The sequence below is a fragment of the Paenibacillus sp. FSL H8-0315 genome (genome assembly GCF_038005365.1).
Taxonomy (GTDB): Bacteria; Bacillota; Bacilli; order Paenibacillales; family Paenibacillaceae; genus Paenibacillus_AQ; species Paenibacillus_AQ odorifer.
In genome coordinates this window covers 1-2,696 of record NZ_JBBOTA010000004.1, presented here as the reverse complement: position 1 = coordinate 2,696, position 2,696 = coordinate 1, and the positions used below count along the sequence as shown (strand labels likewise).

At 56.2% G+C, this 2,696-nt stretch carries 1 protein-coding gene; it reads left to right on the top strand.

Going from position 1 to position 2,696, the window contains the following annotated elements; translation table 11 throughout:
• Nucleotides 1–100: 100 nt before the first annotated feature.
• Nucleotides 101–2,696 (top strand): condensation domain-containing protein (locus tag MHB56_RS29745; RefSeq protein WP_341144424.1); only part of this gene is annotated, 2,596 nt, incomplete at its 3' end.

The following is a 2,696-nucleotide window of genomic DNA, read 5'->3' as shown; positions in this document are numbered from 1 at the left end:
TAACCCTTTTGAGTCAGGTATGCGGATGTACCGAACCGGGGATTCGGCGAGATGGTTACCAGACGGCAACCTCGAATACTTGGGCCGGATTGACCACCAGGTGAAAATTCGCGGCTACCGGATCGAGTGCGGAGAGATCGAGGCGCGGCTCATGGCGCATGCTGACATCCGCGAAGCGGTAGTCATTGCCCGGGAAGAGGAGCAAGGGCAGGCGTACTTGTGCGCGTATATCGTGATCGGTGAAGCTATTCCCGTTCCGGAGCTACGTGCGCATCTGACCGTACATCTGCCGAACTACATGATCCCGCCTTATTTCGTAGTACTCGAGAAACTACCGCTTACAGTAAACGGTAAGCTGGATCGCAAAGCGCTGCCTGCGCCGGATCGGGATACTGGTTTGCAAGGGTACGAAGCCCCGCGGACAACCGAAGAAGCCTTGATGGCATCGGTTTGGCAAGATGTACTAAACGTCAACCGGATTGGCGTTCAAGATTCCTTCTTCGAGCTGGGCGGGGATTCGATCAAGGCAGTTCAGATTGCCGCACGACTGCGACAACATCAGCTGCAATTGGCGATCCGTGATCTGTTCCGTTATCCGACGATCCTGGAGCTGAGCCCGCATGTGCAGACGCTTGCGCGGCAGATCGATCAGCGTCCGGTAGAAGGCAAAGTGCCTTTAACTCCAATCCAGCATCGGTTGTTCGAACAGTCGCTGCTACTACCCCATCATTATAACCAGGCGGTCATGCTGCATCGTCAGGATGAATTCGACGAAGGCGTCCTGCGGCGCGTGTTTGAACGGATCGTAGCGCATCATGATGCGCTACGGATGAGTTATCGAATAGAAGGACAGGACATCATACAGAGGAACGGTGGACTTGCCGAGGCAAGATTCGGCATGGACGTGATCGACTTACGAGGTGAACCGGCCGTGGAAGAGCGGATCGCAGCGGAAGCCGACCGCCTTCAGCGGGGGCTGCACCTGGAGCAGGGGCCACTGCTGCGTCTTGGGCTGATGAAGACCGGCGAGGGCGATCACCTGCTGATCGTCATCCACCATTTAGTAGTGGACGGGGTGTCATGGCGCATCCTGTTCGAAGATTTGCAGACCGGCTATGAGCAGGCGCAGCGAGGCGAAGTGATCCGCTTCCCGGAGAAGACGGACGCGTTCCAGACTTGGTCGAAGGCGCTGGCGCGCTATGCGGACAGCGAGGAGCTGCTGCGGGAAATCGCATATTGGAAGCGGATTGAGCAGACAGCGGTTGCGGTGCTGCCGACGGACGAAGGGTCTGGGGAAGAGTATCGAACGGGCGGAGCGGTAACGATCAAGCTTTCTCGGGAAGAGACAACGCAGCTATTGAACCAGGCCAACCGGGCGTACTATACGGAAATCAACGATATCCTGCTGACGGGGTTAGGCCTTGCACTACAGGAATGGACCGGCGAGCGTCGGTTTATCGTGGACCTGGAAGGACATGGCCGGGAAGAGATCGGGGAACTTGTGGATGTCAGCCGCACGGTCGGCTGGTTTACGACGATCGTGCCGACGCTGCTTGATCTGAGCGCGTCCGGGGATCTGACTGAGAGCATAAAGGCGGTGAAAGAAGAGCTTCGAAGTGTTCCGAACAAAGGACTCGGGTATGGCGTGCTGAAATATTTGACGGCAGCGGAGCACAAGCAGGAGTTGAAGTTCGACCTTCGCCCGGAGATCTGCTTCAATTACTTGGGACAGTTCGACCGGGATGTATCCACCAGCGTATTTGAATCGTCGTCGTACGGGACTGGTCGCAGCATCGACCCGAACCATTCAAGAGACTACAAGCTGAACGTAAACGGGATGGTGATCGGCGGGGAACTTGTGTTTACATGTGACTATGCGGCGGAGGTATACCAGAAGGAAACGGTGGAACGCTGGATGACGCGTTATGCGAAGGCGCTTCGCAGGCTGATTACTCACTGTATCAAGCAGACGCACAGTGAAAAGACCGCGAGCGACTTCCGTTTGGCGAATTTGGAGCCGCAGGAAGCGAACTGCTTGCAGCAGGCCTACGGCTACAAGGTGCAAGACATCTATCCGCTTTCACCAATGCAGGAAGGTATGCTGTTTCACGCCCAACTTGACCCGGATACGACGGCCTATTTCGAGCAGTTTACGTTCCGGATCGAAGGGACGCTCGACGCTACGATATTCGAGGAGAGCTTGCGGCGTTTAACGGCACGGCATGAAATGCTGCGGACAGCATTCGTGAGCGAACAGGTAAGGCGGCCGATGCAGCTTGTGTTGCAGGAGCGGCCAGTCGATCTGCGCGTAAGAGATCAGGGAGATCTTGAACATATCAAGCGAGAAGACCGGCAAAGCGTCTTCGATCTGAGTGAAGATGCGCTGATGCGCGTGACGATCGTCAATGGGGAGGACAGATGTCAGCATGTGATCTGGAGCTTCCATCACATCCTTATGGACGGTTGGTGTACGAGCATTCTGATGCAGGAACTCCTGGCGATTTATCGCGGGCTGCAGACGAATCGGCCGATTGAGTTGGAGCCAGTGAATCCATTTAGCCGATACATGGCATGGCTGAACAAGCAAGACCGGGAAGCGGCGCGCCAGTATTGGAGCCAGTACTTGGCGAACTACGAGCAACAGGCGAGTGTGCCAAGAAGCGCGGGGAAAGTAGGGCATGCGGGATTCGAGCAGC